Source organism: Bradyrhizobium dasycarpum, assembly GCF_042019905.1.
Classification (GTDB): Bacteria; Pseudomonadota; Alphaproteobacteria; order Rhizobiales; family Xanthobacteraceae; genus Bradyrhizobium; species Bradyrhizobium japonicum_B.
Window position 1 is genome coordinate 1,138,865 of record NZ_CP169574.1, and the last position, 13,500, is coordinate 1,152,364.

Genomic DNA, 13,500 nt, shown 5'->3' on the forward strand with positions numbered 1-13,500 from the left:
GCGATGCGACCATGTGTCATGCGCTCGCTGTCGGCTCACTTAACGCGCGCGACAGCTCCCGTTCATCTGCTGCCGCCGCCTGCCGGGCTGGAGAGTGCAAGCGTAATCAATTGCATCACAGCACCAGTTCGTCAGCCATGGCAACGGTCGCGCCTGCCGAGACCGAAGCCACGTTGGCAAACCGGATCAATGATATGTGCAGGTTTCTTTGAGTCACCCTGCAGCTTGCTGCATCTGTCGCGATGGAGCACCGAAACCAGGGCGCAGGTGGGACGGCGGGCAGGCCACTAGCTGCGGTTTGAGTCCCTGCGGCGCGGCGAAGCGGTCCGCCGCATCCGCGCCTGTTCCAGTTCCCAGAAGGCGCGTACGAGGCACGTGCCGAGACAGAACACGATGAGCAACAGCAGGAAGGCTTGGTCGACGGCGGGGATGTGCATCATGACGATTATCAAGCAACGCCCATGCCACGCGTTCCCGCACCGGCCGGCGCTTTGCCCGTTAGTGGGTGGTGAACGGCGGCGGCGCTTCGGGGGCGACGTCGAAAGCGCCGAGATGGAACTCGCCGCCGGTGTCCGGATCACCCGGCTGCGCCAGCAGCGTGAACGCGGCCTTCGGGTACAGCTTCCAGATCTCCAGATCGCCGGCCGTGATGGTGAGCCAGCCGAACGTGTACATGTAGCGTCCGGGCTCGGTGACCCGGCCGACCCTGTCCCAGGTAATCTTATCAACCGTGAACTTGTTGAGTGCCATCCGGTCCCCCGATCGCGAGTCCGCAAATGACGTCCGGCGTAAGGCACGGACCCTCAAAAGCTGATCCCGCAATGGGGCCGCGATAGGGCGGCGATGCGGAGGCGAGACGGCCGGTCCGCCTCAAGCCGACTGCTGCAGCGGCGAGCGCGCAATAAGATGGGCCACGTCGTCACGCGCCTGATTTTCCGCGAATTTGACCGCGAAGCCGTTGTCGAACTTGCGGATAACCCGCCCCACGCAGGCGCCGACGGCCAGCGGGGTTCCGACCGGCGGGTCGTACTCGCAGGATATGGCGACGCCGGCCGTGGAGACGTCGATGATGAAGCAGGGATGGGTGCTGCCGTCGGCGAGCGTCAGGAGGCTGTGCGAGACCTGGGGAACGAAGCGCGCATCACGCCGCAGTTCCTGGATGCTGTCGTCCTTTTGCTTCTTCTCCAGCCAGGTCAGCTTTTCCGACATCCAGGCGCGCCGCGCCCGCGTCATGTCGAGCTCCATCAGGAAGCCGGCTTTCAGCGTCGCGCTGATGGTGCACTGGAATTCGCCGAAATCCTGGAAGTAGGACGTGAGCCGCTCGCCGACCTTGCCGACGACAGGCACGTCCACGATCATGCGGAACGGCGAGACGCGCTTGGTGCGGCAGGCGAAGGTGCGCAGCTTGCCCTCGCAATCGTACCAGCGCGGCAGCGAGTAGCTGCCGTTCACGGCGACGTCCACCGCTCGTTGCCTGAGGAACTCTGTGACGGACATGCGCGCCAATCGTGTTTGGGATCGTTCCCGTAATTCCACGGTAGCGGTCAGATTCTAAGTAAATGATACCGGCGCTCAAAAGCGGGGGTAAATTTCCGGTAAACGCGGGCCGCGGTCGCGCCGGAAAAAGCGCGGCATAAGGACCCGTTTTGCTCCAGGCTTTCTCACAACCTCGTCATTGCGGGCGCGGGAGCCACCGCGCTGCCTAGGAAGATCCGAACAACGCCAGCAAGGCCAATGCGCCGAATGCCATGGCGAACTGGATCGTGGTCCATGTCAGGCCGTTCGGGCTGATCTCCAATCCCAGTTGCGGCAACGCGCGCCGCAATGCGAGCGCCGTGAATGCTTCGACGACGGCGAGGAGGAGGGCGATGCCGGCGAGGAAGGACCAGGAATCCGCCGGCGGCATCCACGGCGCGAGCCAGGCGGGGACGGAGCCTTTCAAGGCGGCCAGCAACGCGAACCATCCGAACCAGAATGCGAAGCGCTTGACGATGTCTGCGCCGAGCGTTTCGGGCTCGAGCCGGATACCGATCCTTGCCAGCGCGCTTTCAATGCGCCCACCGTCGGTCAGGAGGATGAACGCCCCCAAATAGAGAGGGATGCGCGACTGGAAGAGCAGGGCGGCGAGACCGAACAGGATGACGTGGCCGACGAGATCGCCGAGGAGATCCGGGGCGATCCGGCCTGACGGCAGCGGCGCCGCCGGCGCGAGATCGGCCTGCGGATCCGGTCGGGTGCGGGCCATGTGCGCCAGCATCTTGGGGCGCAGGTCCGATGGAGGCGGGCGGGGATGGCCCAGCCATGGCGGAAGCTCCGGCGTCATTGCGGACGGGCCGGACGAACCATCAATCTCGGGGGAGTGCTGCGCCATGGGCCAGGACCGGTTCCAACCGCCATTGGTCGATGGCGAGCGGTGGGAAGGTTCATGGGGAAGCAGCGGAAATTGCCGTTCGGCCGTGGCAGCCGATGGCGTTCATGGTCGCGCACTGGCGCTCCCTAGCGGAATCGAACCGCTCTCTCCACCGTGAAAGGGTGGCGTCCTAACCGATAGACGAAGGGAGCAAACGCAGGGCCCTGCCGTTGTTCCCGGCACGGCCGCTGGCCGGCCGAACAGGGCCCGGCGGCTTGCAGCGGGCGAACGTATAGTGGCCTTTCCGCCTCCGGGCAAGCCGGTCGGGCCGGTCTTTTGGCCCCGGTGGATAGCGCCGATCCCAGGTGATCAAGCGGCGATTGCAACGGTTTCTTAGGGGGCGCCGGGTAGCGCTGGGGAGGGAGATCTCTCGCCGATGCCACCGCCGAAAAAGCGCGCAGCCCGCAAGCTGCTGTCGAAGCACGCCTGGATCACGCTCGACGGCGGCTTCGCCGCGCGGCATTGCCTGGTCCAGGACATCTCGGATTCCGGCGCCAAGATCACCCTGGACGAGGACGCCAGCCAGCTCCCGGGCGTGATCCGGCTCGCCTTCGCCCGCGATTCGCGCACCGGGCGGAGCTGCCAGGTGGTTTGGCGCCGCGGCAAATCGGCCGGCATCAAGTTCATCTGATCGCGGGTGCGCCCGCCCCGATGGCGCGCTGCGCCGGTCCGGGCTAGAACGCCGCCATGCGCACCAAGCTCTTGATCCTGATCTCGCTGCTCGTCACGTCCGCCGCCGCGGCGGAGGCGCTGCGCCTGCCGCCTGCCGAGCGGCCCCAGGCGGGCGCGACCACCGCGCCGCTGAAGGGGGCGGCCGGCAAGGCCCGAGGCGGCGCCTGCGCCTCCTATGGCCCGCGCTTCGTCATGGTCGAGGGCACCGGCACCTGCGTGAAGATCGAGGGCTCGAGCCGCATCGACACCACGGTTAGGCGCTAAAGGCTGATGTCGCCGGATCTCATCCGCCTCGACCTCATCGTTCCCGTCGTGATGTACTGCGCGCTGCTGTGGTGGGTCGGCCGCGGCCTGAGCTGGACGGCGCGGCTGGCGACCGCGGTGGTGACCCTGGTGCTGATCGTCTGCGTGCTGCTGGTCGAGCGTGGCTGGCGCTAGGCCCAAAGCAAAAAATGCGAAAACAACCCCATGCACCGTAGCCGTCAAGCGCCGAGGGGACGGCTCACGACATCGGCGGTGCGACGTGCTGTGCGAATCCGGGCCGTTTGCCGAGCTCGGCGAGCCAGCGCGTCAGGTGCGGCTGCGCCGGCCGGCTGATGCCCTCGACCCCGAGCCAGCGCCGCGCATAACAGCCGACCGCGATGTCGGCGAGCGTGAAGGAATCGCCCTCCATGAACCGGCGTGAGGAGAGCAGGCGGTCGGCGATGGCCCAGACCTCGGCGGCGGCGTCGGCATCGCGCTGCACCTGGATCATGTCGCGCTCCGCGGGCGCCGTGCGCACGATGCCCCAGAACACCGGACGGTCGACCGGCTGCACCGTCGACAGCGTCCAGTCCAGCCAGCGGTCGATCGAGGCGCGCTGCTTCGGCGCTTCGGGATAGATCGGCGTGCCGCGTCCATGTGCGAGGCAGAGGTAGCGCATGATCGAGTTGGATTCCCACAGCACGAAGTCGCCCTCGACCAGCGTCGGGATCCGCGCGTTGGGGTTCATCGCCAGATACTCGGCCTCGCGCGTCCTGCCGTAGCTCATGCCGGCGTCGATGCGCTCATAGGGCAGATCGAGCTCGGTCAGGCACCACAGCACCTTCTGCACGTTGACCGAATTGGCGCGGCCCCAGATCGTCAGCTTGGTGTCGGGCATCAGGCGTCTCCCACGGCGTTGTAGCTTGCTGGGGTGATAGCGGAATTCGCCGCCTCGAGCGATGCGCGATTGCGGCGCGCCCGTCATGCAAAAAGCTCCGCACGCGGCGGAGCTTTCCTTGCAAAGTTCAACCTGACGGTCAGCGGCCGAAGAACAGCCATAACAGAATGATCACCGGGATCGGCACGCCAAGCATCCAGAGCAGAATTCCGCGTCCCATAATGTCCTCCTCCAATCGCATTGTCGGAGGGTGAACGCAGGTCGCGCGCGCTTGTTCCCGCGCGCAAATTACCAATGACCGGTGTTGGGCATCGAGGCCCAGGGCTCCTGCGGCGGCTTCGGATCGCCCTTCTGCAACAGCTCGATCGAGTGCAGGTCCGGCGAGCGGACGAAGGCCATGTTGCCGTCGCGCGGGGGACGGTTGATGGTGACGCCGGCCTTCATCAGCTTCTCGCAAGTGGCGTAGATGTCGTCGACCTCATAGGCGAGATGGCCGAAGAAGCGATCCTCGCCATAGGTCTCCTCGTCCCAATTGTAGGTCAGCTCGACCAGCGGCGCGCCGCGTGTCGGCGGCTGCTTCTTCAGCGCCTCGAGATCGTCCGCCGAGCACAGGAACACCAGCGTGAACCGTCCCTTGTCGTTCTCGATCCGCCGCACCTCCTTCAAGCCCAGCGCATCCTGATAGAATTTCAGCGCAGCATCGAGATTGCGCACGCGCAGCATGGTGTGGAGGTATCGCATCTTAGAGAACTCCGTGAGAACGTTTCTGGTTTTGCGTGCGCTCCGGGGCACTGGAGAGCATAAAATAGCAGCAAAATTCATTGCGGGGCACTGCCATACGTGCGGGTTAAGTGCAGCTTAGGCATGCTTCGTTCTGGGGAGCGCAGAATCTGCCCGGACCTCGATCTCGGTGATGTGCCGTGTCTTCCCACCAGGGTCCTAAAGCTCCCAGGGCGGGCGGTTGCGGGAAGGTGAGCGGAGCGAACGGGCGTCAACAAATGACGGCGCCAAAACCGGCAGAAATAGTTGTTCAATGTCAATGGCCGTCACTGAGAACTTATCCACACTGTAAGCCACTGGATTTGACACGCTTTCGGTAAAACGACCGAAAAGCCACAGGTCCGTTTTGTTCGGGGGACCATCATTTTTCCGGGTATAATCGGTGCCGGCGGCCGACTCGGCGTGTCCGTGCCCCACCCCATGCGGTAGAAGGGATTCGGACGGTGCTTTGGAAGAGCACCGCCCGACGCCTGGAGGAGATCCCGTAGGGCTCTCCGCTTCAACACCGAAGGTTCTCGCTCTCCCCAGGCAACCTGTCAATCACCCGCGCGATGTCGCTTCGCGCCACGGAAGAGGTTTGCCTATGTCGGATAAGCTATCGCTCACACTGTGGGGAATGAGTGCCAACGCTGAGGGCCGGGTCGCCATCGGCGCAATCATCATCATTGTGGTGATTGTGGCGGTCGTTCTCACCGTGCGGCGCCCGGCATGAGCTATTGCGAGCCGCTACGCATCCGGTAGGCGCTTCTTGGCCTCTCGCTCAATATCCTCAAAGGCAGCGGCAAGCGCTTGGGCCGTGGTCCGAAGGTTATCGGCTTTCCGCGTTGTTTCTACCGTAAGCCCATTCCGGTCGGCGTTGTTTCGGAATGTACGAAATTGAAGGTTTGAGCCCTCGGAAAAGGCATAGTCTTCCTGCGTAGAAAACTCGCGACAGAGCCTTTTCAGCAAGTCTAGGCGGCGATTGAGTTTCTTGTCACCAAACTCTTTGTGCGCCGTGGTCCAGCCATCTGCCACCTCAGTGATCGAATCGACTCGGGCAAAAAGCCATCGTCCGTAGAAATTGTCGGTTTTCAGCCATTCAACGACGCTTATGGTGAAGAGCATCCGTAATTCGCGCATCAACGCTTCATCGTGCGCAGTGGCTGGTTTCTCCTCGAAAAATTTGAGGGACACATTCAGCAATAGAAGCAGGACGCCAAGTGCGAGGAGAATCCACCCCGTATATTCTGGAACGTCTCCCCAGTTGAGATTGAAATAGGCCTGGATGAATTTATCGATGAAACCTGTAAGTGCAGAGACTCCCCGCCTATAAGGAGAAGCGCGCTTGCGCCGACGCCGTTGCCCTTGAGGATTCGGACTACTTCAATGCCTTTGTTGCCCCAGTATTTCTCGTCCATGAAATTCCCCCAAAAGTGGGGTATAGCAACACCCTACGTTGCACTCAATCGGGCTTACGCGGCCTTCTTGGGGTTTTCGTTCTCCGGGGCGGAGAGCGCTTTGTAAGCATTCCGAATGGGCCTCAAATGCAGCTCGTAGGATTGGTAGAGCAACTTGCGAAACCCATCCTGTTTCGTTACGCAAGGCTCTCGATGGGGTTCGCTTCGCTCTACCCATCCTACGCACCGCATCACGTTCGAAGCAGTGCCGCCATCTCTTTCCAATGATAGATTCGCACCTTCTCCAGTTGATGCCGCGCGGCTTTGGGGATGGCGTGCGTGATATCGTAGCCGGCGAGCCCGCGATAGCAGTCGGCCGGGCCAACGAGCAACGGATTGAGCACGCCCCATATCGCGATGATGAGGGGTAGACGCATTCTCATCCCATGGACGAACAACACCTTGGAGCGGCTCTGCGTAAGGCTACGGTGATGGCCGCCTTCCCGGATTGTGCTCGAGCGTGGGATGATTTGCTCATTAATTCGAAACAAAGGAGCAAACGTGGCGACGGTTAGGGTTCTATCCGGTCCAGAGCGGCGACGGCGGTGGACCACTGCCGAGAAGCTTCGGATCGCGGAGGAGGGTCTGGCGCTTGGAGCAAATGTTGTCGAGGTTGCTCGGCGACATGACGTTCGCCGCAGTCTGGTTACGGCTTGGCGCGGCAGGCGTGCATAGGCGTCTTCGCTTGCGGGCCCGGGCCGATGCAGCGGCAGGATGGCGAAGTTCGTTTTGCGGCAGTCTGCGTTGCGCCGCTTTAACAGGCACGCAGATGCAGGCGATCCGTCAAATGTATCCCCGATTCAAGTATCGCGGCTGCGCTGATATGTTGCTCAGGATAGGATCTAGCTTCGATATACCCTGTGAGGATGGGCGAGGATTCCAGATCTTGTAGACAGGCTATCTCGGCATCCAGATTTGCATCGGTCGCGAACAGTATCCAGCGACACTTTTCCCCTTTAGCAAGACGGAGTTGATAGTGAATTTTGACTACAGGTCCAATGTTGACGCTGCTCCGCGTCAGCAAAAAGCGACGGTTCCATGCCAAAGCGGGACGGGGATTCACAATCGCAAAGGCACCAGCGCTCGCAACAAAAGCTCGTCGGCTAAACATTGCTAAACCTGAAGATCCTTGAAACCATTTGATGCGAGTGAATTCTGGCTAGTGACCAGTAGGTGAAGCTGGACATTAGCTACTTTTGTCTCGCTGCGCTTGGGACGTTCACCATTGTCAGACACCGTCATTTTCTTGCTAACGAAAACTCTCCATTCGCCTTTCGGACTAATGTTATTGAGGTCGACGCTGGACGAATAACGGACGGGAGAAGTTTTGTCCCCGATCATCGCTTCAAGCAGGAGTGGGCGACGGGGAATGGTATTTTCAGCAGGGGCGGAACCGAAGGGGTCTCGTGTATTTGGCGGTACCACAAGAACTGCGACCTGCTGAAAACGGAGCGCCGCAGTTTCAGGAGCGCTCGTACTAAATGTTACCCCAACACCCTTCAGCCTGAGATGCTTCATGCCTGGAGGAAAATAGTCGCTTAGATCAACAATAAGCTCCCCGGGACCGTCCTCCTTCATGTGCTCGGCATAGTTTGTCTTCGAGAGAGATTTGAGCGGGATAGTGATTTCGCTTTGACAGTCGTCGCGGCGAAACTCGTTGTACATCTTTACTGCACCTCGATTCCAGATAACGAGCCGATCAAGGTAGTCTTTGTCGTTCAGTTGTGGAACATCGGGATTGGCTTCGCTTGTGAGTATTTTAATCCCCGCCGCGGCGGCGCGAGCTAGGTTGTACGCGTCGATGACGTCTTCTTTGTAAAGTGCTAGAACTCGATTGAAGCGTTCCACATAATTCAACGCATTTCCGGGATCCGTGTGACGGGAGCTCAAGGCCTGTTGATATTGCTGCAGCTGAGTCCACTTCGTGGTAACAGCTTCCCTTCTTGTCGCTTCCCACTCAATTGAAGAGTTTGTCGTAGCCAAATGTGCGTTCGCTATCCCCTTTAATATTGGGTCACCAGTTGCTGCGACTGCATTCACATAGTGCGGCCTCGCAGCGTTCAGTTGTTTCAAGGCGCCCTCATTCATTTCGAGAGTTTTTTGCGCCTCTAACTGTTTTGCAAAAAGTTCGTACTCCAGCGCCGTCTTAGTCGCTAAAGCTTGGAGTTCATAAATCTCTTTCCTGTATGCAAGACAGTTGTCGAGCAGACGAGAACTTTCCTCAAGATTGTCTTCAACCTGATAGGGATCGTGGTTAGGATCCTTGTTTTCTGACGGTTTGAGATAACTGCTCGTTGTTGCATCAAGAGAAACAACGAGCGGCGTAAGCCATCCGTAGGAGGCCCTGTTCCGTCGTACGCTTGCGAGACTAATTGTTTCAGCCATGTTCAATCCTCACGCATAGTACGAACGACCACCGCCGCCCGATGGAGAGATGCGATCGCGCTGCCTGTCCTGAATTTCTCGGGTACCTCGGGCGTCATCAACGTTGCGTATCATATCACGCTCACGGAACAGCCGATCCCCCCTGGGCTCAGATCGAGCTGGCTTAGGGCTTGGCTTTGGAGTTGGCTTCGAAGCCGGCTGCACCTGGCGCGACTGTCCTTGATCTGATGAGGTCTTTTTGCTGCCACTACCCAGCAAGCTGTATGTCGCCCCTCCGCCACTTAAGAGGGACCAGCCTTTGGCTGCTTTGCGAGCCGTACCGAAAACGGGTTCGAATTTAGTGGCGGTCTTCAGAAAATCGGCAGAGTCCATCATAGCGTTCGCGTAACCCGCAACCTCAGATGTCGCGTCAAAATCAAAATCGCTTCCAGTCGTCGCAGAAAATACCTCTGCTCCTAAAAGGGTGACTATTCCAGGCAAGCTAATGACATTCAGTGATTGCTCAAGCTTCTCGTAGTTGCCCTGGTCGAGAAAAATGCTCGACACTCCCAGTACTATGGAAGATGAAAGCGACAGCGATGCGTGCAAAGTGAGTGTGAGTCCGCCCGCGATACCAAAAGGACCAGTTACAACCGATGAACCAAAAGCAACAGCGGCCGCTTCCATTTCTAGTAACGCAGCAGCTCCATTAGCTGTGTTCTTCGCAAAATTTGCGGACCGGCTATATACTTCGGATTTGGTCAATCCAGAGGCTGCCGACAATTTCGGAGCAGAGCCATTTGACAAATCAATAACTTTCTAAAACGTGAGCGCTAAAGTTGCATACTTTCTTCTTGCTTCCACAACTGTCAATGGGGTGACTGCCGGTTTTGACTGTGCACTTCGCACAATTGCGTCGTCTTGTCGCAGGAGCTACGGCGCTCAATCGGCTGTATCTCCCCTATTTGCACTCAAAACTCGCCGCGCTCTCGGGATCGCCTTGCCCCTTGTACCGCGCATGTTGCGGGTAGGCGCACAGCGGCCGGCTGCGGCCGGGGAAGGCTGGCCCCGTCGCGACCACCGCACCGGGCGCCTTGCCGTCTTCCACCCAATTCACGACCGCGGTGAGGAGATCGAAACGATCGAGCGTGGCGCCGCTCGAGCAGTGACCCATGCCGGGCACCAGGAAGGCCCGGCTCGATTTCTCCCGCACCAATTCCATGCCGCCGGAATCCGCCGCCATGCGCTCGTAGTAATTCACGGTGTCGAACGCCGAGAACCAGGGATCGCTCACACCGTGGTAAAATAGCAGCTTGCCACCATGGCCGAAGTAGCTCGAGAGATTGGTCCAGTAGGCGGTGGTGGTGAGGCGATCCATCCCGCTCGCGTTGACCCGGTCTTCGAGTTGATCGACGTTGATGCTTTCCCAAACGGGCGGCCCGACTGGGCTGCGCGCGCCTGTTGTCAGGATACCGGGAATGGCGACGCCTTCGGCTGCGACGCCGCTGTCCCACGGGAATGGCGGGTAGACCTGCGTGCCGCGTGAATTCTTCGGTCCGGCGAAAGCCTTTTTCAGGGCATCGACCTGCGGCGGCGCCAGGCAGGAATCCGTCTTGTCATTCGTCTTGTCGCCGTTGCAGGTGAGCACCGCGGGGTCGAATTGGCAGGCCTTGCCGTCGAAGATCAGGCCATCCTTGACGCCGTCTTTGGCGTCGCAGGCATCGAGGATCGCGTTCGTGATCAGCTTTCGCTCGCCCGCGGAAAAAGTCTTGGCGGGCTCCGGCTTGCCGGACGCATCTTTCGGTGCGATCTGGCTGAAGGCAGCGTTGGCCCAGGCGAGACCGAGATTGGAATTGCCGGTGCGCATCGCGGGCGCGCCGGCAACGATGCCGTCGAATTGTTCGGGATAGCGCGCCGACGCCAGCATGCCTTCGCGGCCCCCGGTCGAGCACCCCGTGAAATAGGAGCGCTTTGCGGGCTGGCCATAGTAATGCGCGACGATCGCCTTGGCGGCCATCGTCACCTTGCCGACGGATGCATGGGCGAAGTTGAGCGCGGCTTCCTGGTCCTTCAGGAACGAGGCATCGAACACCGCGCCCTGATGACCGCTATCGGTCGAGACCACGGCAAAGCCGCGCGCCAGTGCCGGCACCTCGCCGGCCGCGTGGTAACCCAGCGGCGGCCGGATCGAGCCGTTCAAACCGCCGCCGCCCTGAAACAAAAACCGGCCGTTCCAGCGATCGGGCAGGGCAACGGCAAAGCCGATCGCGTAGGACTTGCCCTCGACTCCCACGCGCTGATCGATCACGCCATCCGCGCGGCAGTTCGGCGGCAGCGCCACCGATACGGTGGCCGGCGCCGGCGGTGACGGCTGCACGGTTCCCGGCGGCGCCTCCGGCACCATTTCGGCCTTGGTGACTGTTGCCGTCGATCCCGGCATCTTCCAGCCGGTCAAGTCAGCGCATTTGAGCGCAGGTGCTATGTTGGCTGAATCGTCGGCGCTTGCCGGCGAGATCGCAATGACCATGATGGCTGCGACTGGAGCCAGGCAAGCCATCGCGCCATCAAGCGCCAGATTTCTCTTTCCCTGCATCGTTCTTCCCTGCCGTTTTTTTGGACTTTACTGCGGTGCACGCAATTCACCCTGGCGCCGGACGATCTGGTGCACCGATACCGTAACTATCTTGTGTTATTCGGGAGGTGCAGTCCAGCGGCGCAAGCTTTCAACCGCTCTCGCCCTTCGCTCTTGCCGATGACGTCGATCGAATAGGACGGCGGATGCTACGCCGATTGCAGACGTCGGTTACAGAACGACGCTACAATTTTTCCAGTCTCGGTGAACTGGCCGACGTTGCTGGCGACGGAGAGTGGCGATGAAGAAGCGATGGGTTTCGCTTGGCTCTACCCATCCTGCGAGCTGCATCACGTTCGAAGCAGTGCCGCCATCTCTTTCCAATGATAGATTCGCACCTTCTCGGTTTGATGCCGCGCGGCTTTGGCGATGGCGTGCGCGATGTCGTTGCCGGCGATTCCGCGATAGCGGCCGGCCGGGCCGACGAGCAGCGGGTTGAGCACGCCCCAAATCGCGGTGATGAGGCGTTCACCGGGGCGGTCCTCATCGCGCTCGCCGAGGATCATCGACGGGCGGAAAATATGCGTGTGCTCGAAATCGAGCGCGAGAATGTCGCGCTCCACCTCGCCCTTGGTCCTGAGATAGAACACGCCGGAGCCGGCGTTGGCGCCAACGGCCGTGACCAGAAACACCGACCGCGCGCCGTTCGCTTTGGCGATCTCGGCCGCCAACAGCGGATAATCATGATCGATCTTGTAGTACTCGGCCTCGTCAGGCGTGTGCTTGCGCGTCGTCCCGAGCGCGATGAAGATCTCGTCCGCAACCAATTGCGGCTTGAGTGCGGGCAGAGACGCGAGATCGCCGATCAGCACCGTGAGCTTCGGATGGCTCACCGCCAGCGGCTTGCGGGCCACCGCCACAACCCGCGAATAGTCGGGACTGTCCAAGAGGTCGCGCAGCAAATGCGAGCCGATGAAGCCGGATGCGCCGAAGACAAGTGCGGTTTTCATTCAAGCCACCGCTTTTGCGTCAATTGCCGGATCGCTTGTTGAAAGTCAGGGGGAATGGAGCCGGAGGTCGTGCAGGATGCGCGATGTCTGGATCGAGCTTTCCCTTAGCGCATGGGCCGCGATTTGGCGTGCCGAAAATGCACGCACCTGGCGTTGCGACGCAAGCGCAGCGGTTCAAGCCCGGCGTTGGCTTCGGAGATCGTGAATCAGAACGCGAACCACGCCAGCACCGCGATGACCGGGAGAATGGCCACGCCGAAGAGCACCAGGGGTGCGGGTTCGTTGCCTGTGCGGTCACTCATGAAGGCCTCCTAAAGGACAGCCCCGCAGCGGCGGCGCCACGGGGCTGTCAGTACCGGCATGCAGGGGGAGAATGCCGGCACTGCTTAATCGGTGAATTCCGATTTGGCGGACTTGTTCCTAAGGGACGCGTCCGAACGCGAGTTGCTGATGCAACAGACTGCGCGTCACTCCGACTTAGCTTCGCCGTCACCGTTCTCAAGCTGGGCTCTGTATTCCTCGGCAGCTTTCAACAGAGCTTCTCTGATTTCGCCGTCTGCCGTCTGGGCGGCGAGAGCTTCCGCGCGGTCGGCCTGCTGCTTGAGGGAGTCCCTGGTCATACCTGGCCAACTCGGCCGACGATGAAACAGTTCCTCACGCCGCCTTCTCGACACCCTTCGCAATGATCTCGACTTCGAAATAGCCCATGTCGCGGAGCTCGGCGGCCTTCTTCTCGGCCGCCTCCCGGGTGTCCCGCTTCAGGATGATCTGGCCCGCTCCGTCGCGGGCGCAAACGAAATAAGGCATTTTCGATTCTAATTTCGTTTGCCTACACACGGCACGGTATTCCCGCAATGCCGGGGCCTATTCCTCCAGCCCGGCCTTTTGCCGCATCTTGTCGATCAGCTCCGAGGCCTCGGCCTTGGTCAGCTCGTCCTCGGGCGGGCTCTCGTGCGCCTGCTCGGCGAGGGTCTTGAGGTAGGATTCCTGGGCTCCGGTCATCGGGTCGTCTCCGGAAACCCAGTCCTTCGGATCCTTCCGGGTGTTGTCGGCCATCGCGCATCTCCTTTTTCGTCTCCGTATAACGTCGGACTCGACTCGACGTTCCGTTTTTG

19 protein-coding genes, 1 tRNA gene and 1 pseudogene are annotated in these 13,500 nt (G+C 60.7%); 4 read left to right on the top strand and 17 right to left on the bottom strand.

Going from position 1 to position 13,500, the window contains the following annotated elements; translation table 11 throughout:
• Window positions 1–287: 287 nt before the first annotated feature.
• The 5 genes from ACETMP_RS05800 to ACETMP_RS05820 all read right to left on the bottom strand — a co-directional run bounded on the left by ACETMP_RS05800 (window position 288) and on the right by ACETMP_RS05820 (window position 2,562).
• Window positions 288–440, bottom strand: a complete 153-nt coding sequence (locus ACETMP_RS05800) for a hypothetical protein (RefSeq protein ID WP_375160221.1) — start codon at window positions 438–440, stop codon at window positions 288–290.
• Window positions 441–498: 58 nt separating this feature from the next.
• On the bottom strand, window positions 499–750 hold the full coding sequence (locus ACETMP_RS05805; protein WP_375160222.1) for a hypothetical protein: 252 nt from the start codon (window positions 748–750) through the stop codon (window positions 499–501).
• A gap of 120 nt (window positions 751–870) precedes the next feature.
• On the bottom strand, window positions 871–1,497 hold the full coding sequence (locus ACETMP_RS05810) for a PilZ domain-containing protein (protein ID WP_375160223.1): 627 nt from the start codon (window positions 1,495–1,497) through the stop codon (window positions 871–873).
• Window positions 1,498–1,702: 205 nt separating this feature from the next.
• Window positions 1,703–2,371 (bottom strand): hypothetical protein, encoded by a 669-nt coding sequence (locus tag ACETMP_RS05815; RefSeq protein ID WP_375160224.1) that lies wholly within the window; start codon window positions 2,369–2,371, stop codon window positions 1,703–1,705.
• A gap of 116 nt (window positions 2,372–2,487) precedes the next feature.
• Window positions 2,488–2,562 (bottom strand) — tRNA-Glu (locus tag ACETMP_RS05820).
• 224 nt (window positions 2,563–2,786) lie between these two features.
• Here ACETMP_RS05820 and ACETMP_RS05825 point away from each other — a divergent pair.
• Genes ACETMP_RS05825 through ACETMP_RS05835 form a run of 3 tightly spaced genes read left to right on the top strand, consistent with a single transcriptional unit; the run spans window position 2,787 to window position 3,520 of the window.
• Complete coding sequence (locus ACETMP_RS05825; protein ID WP_028136585.1) at window positions 2,787–3,041, top strand: PilZ domain-containing protein; 255 nt, start codon at window positions 2,787–2,789, stop codon at window positions 3,039–3,041.
• Window positions 3,042–3,097: 56 nt separating this feature from the next.
• The gene (locus tag ACETMP_RS05830; RefSeq protein ID WP_375160225.1) at window positions 3,098–3,346 is read left to right on the top strand and encodes a hypothetical protein; all 249 of its coding nucleotides are present in this window, start codon (window positions 3,098–3,100) and stop codon (window positions 3,344–3,346) included.
• A gap of 6 nt (window positions 3,347–3,352) precedes the next feature.
• Window positions 3,353–3,520: a hypothetical protein gene (locus ACETMP_RS05835; protein ID WP_375160226.1), complete on the top strand. Its 168-nt coding sequence runs from the start codon at window positions 3,353–3,355 to the stop codon at window positions 3,518–3,520.
• A gap of 64 nt (window positions 3,521–3,584) precedes the next feature.
• Here ACETMP_RS05835 and ACETMP_RS05840 read toward each other — a convergent pair whose 3' ends face one another.
• From ACETMP_RS05840 to ACETMP_RS05855, 4 genes are all read right to left on the bottom strand, one after another.
• Window positions 3,585–4,223, bottom strand: coding sequence for a glutathione S-transferase family protein (locus tag ACETMP_RS05840; protein WP_375160227.1), 639 nt, complete (start codon window positions 4,221–4,223; stop codon window positions 3,585–3,587).
• 288 nt (window positions 4,224–4,511) lie between these two features.
• A complete protein-coding gene (locus ACETMP_RS05845; RefSeq protein ID WP_375160228.1) occupies window positions 4,512–4,964 on the bottom strand; it encodes a VOC family protein in 453 nt (150 codons plus the stop codon).
• 765 nt (window positions 4,965–5,729) lie between these two features.
• Complete coding sequence (locus tag ACETMP_RS05850) at window positions 5,730–6,185, bottom strand: hypothetical protein (RefSeq protein ID WP_375160229.1); 456 nt, start codon at window positions 6,183–6,185, stop codon at window positions 5,730–5,732.
• A gap of 445 nt (window positions 6,186–6,630) precedes the next feature.
• Complete coding sequence (locus ACETMP_RS05855) at window positions 6,631–6,816, bottom strand: hypothetical protein (protein ID WP_375160230.1); 186 nt, start codon at window positions 6,814–6,816, stop codon at window positions 6,631–6,633.
• Between the two features lie 88 nt (window positions 6,817–6,904).
• On the opposite strand from ACETMP_RS05855, the gene ACETMP_RS05860 reads away from it, so the two are divergent.
• On the top strand, window positions 6,905–7,114 hold the full coding sequence (locus ACETMP_RS05860) for a transposase (protein WP_375160231.1): 210 nt from the start codon (window positions 6,905–6,907) through the stop codon (window positions 7,112–7,114).
• Window positions 7,115–7,552: 438 nt separating this feature from the next.
• Here the strand turns inward: ACETMP_RS05860 and ACETMP_RS05865 are convergent, their stop codons facing one another.
• From ACETMP_RS05865 to ACETMP_RS05900, 8 genes and pseudogenes are all read right to left on the bottom strand, one after another.
• Entirely contained in the window at window positions 7,553–8,824 is a 1,272-nt protein-coding gene (locus tag ACETMP_RS05865) for a hypothetical protein (RefSeq protein ID WP_375160232.1), read from the bottom strand.
• 9 nt (window positions 8,825–8,833) lie between these two features.
• A complete protein-coding gene (locus tag ACETMP_RS05870; protein ID WP_375160233.1) occupies window positions 8,834–9,568 on the bottom strand; it encodes a hypothetical protein in 735 nt (244 codons plus the stop codon).
• Between the two features lie 196 nt (window positions 9,569–9,764).
• On the bottom strand, window positions 9,765–10,181 hold the full coding sequence (locus tag ACETMP_RS05875) for a tannase/feruloyl esterase family alpha/beta hydrolase (RefSeq protein ID WP_375161849.1): 417 nt from the start codon (window positions 10,179–10,181) through the stop codon (window positions 9,765–9,767).
• A 117-nt stretch (window positions 10,182–10,298) separates the two neighbouring features.
• A pseudogene (locus ACETMP_RS05880) lies at window positions 10,299–11,396 on the bottom strand (tannase/feruloyl esterase family alpha/beta hydrolase); the annotation flags it as partial.
• A 329-nt stretch (window positions 11,397–11,725) separates the two neighbouring features.
• A complete protein-coding gene (locus ACETMP_RS05885; RefSeq protein ID WP_375160234.1) occupies window positions 11,726–12,385 on the bottom strand; it encodes an oxidoreductase in 660 nt (219 codons plus the stop codon).
• A gap of 467 nt (window positions 12,386–12,852) precedes the next feature.
• Entirely contained in the window at window positions 12,853–13,005 is a 153-nt protein-coding gene (locus ACETMP_RS05890; protein ID WP_375160235.1) for a hypothetical protein, read from the bottom strand.
• A gap of 34 nt (window positions 13,006–13,039) precedes the next feature.
• Window positions 13,040–13,192: a hypothetical protein gene (locus ACETMP_RS05895; protein ID WP_155253518.1), complete on the bottom strand. Its 153-nt coding sequence runs from the start codon at window positions 13,190–13,192 to the stop codon at window positions 13,040–13,042.
• Between the two features lie 57 nt (window positions 13,193–13,249).
• Complete coding sequence (locus ACETMP_RS05900) at window positions 13,250–13,441, bottom strand: DUF3072 domain-containing protein (protein WP_375160236.1); 192 nt, start codon at window positions 13,439–13,441, stop codon at window positions 13,250–13,252.
• Between the last annotated feature and the right edge of the window lie 59 nt (window positions 13,442–13,500).